1 protein-coding gene is annotated in these 287 nt (G+C 34.5%); it reads left to right on the top strand.

Features of this window, described 5'->3' with window-relative positions:
- Positions 1-2: 2 nt before the first annotated feature.
- Positions 3-260: a DUF3917 domain-containing protein gene (locus tag ACSG5Z_RS31685; RefSeq protein ID WP_435712933.1), complete on the top strand. Its 258-nt coding sequence runs from the start codon at positions 3-5 to the stop codon at positions 258-260.
- The last annotated feature ends 27 nt before the right edge of the window (positions 261-287 follow it).

Genomic DNA, 287 nt, shown 5'->3' with positions numbered 1-287 from the left:
GGATAATTACGCTTTGTATGACTGCTATTTTTGCATATATGACGTTAAAACAAAATGGCTTAACGCGATTTGTTCCAGGAAGTATTCTTGCAGGAATTGCCCTTATCACGTATGTAATTTCTATTTTTATTGAAAGTGTATCAGTGGACATGAGCACAAGTTTAATGGTCATGGGTATTACACTATTTGCAGGTAGTATTATGGTACTTATGGTTGCAGGTATTATTTTATTTATTCATATGAATTCGGAAACGTTATAGAATATAGAAAAGGCATGTCCCGAGGGC

This window comes from Bacillus pretiosus, from assembly GCF_051294775.1.
Classification (GTDB): domain Bacteria; phylum Bacillota; class Bacilli; order Bacillales; family Bacillaceae_G; genus Bacillus_A; species Bacillus_A wiedmannii.
This window is presented reverse-complemented; position numbering and strand designations above follow the sequence as displayed.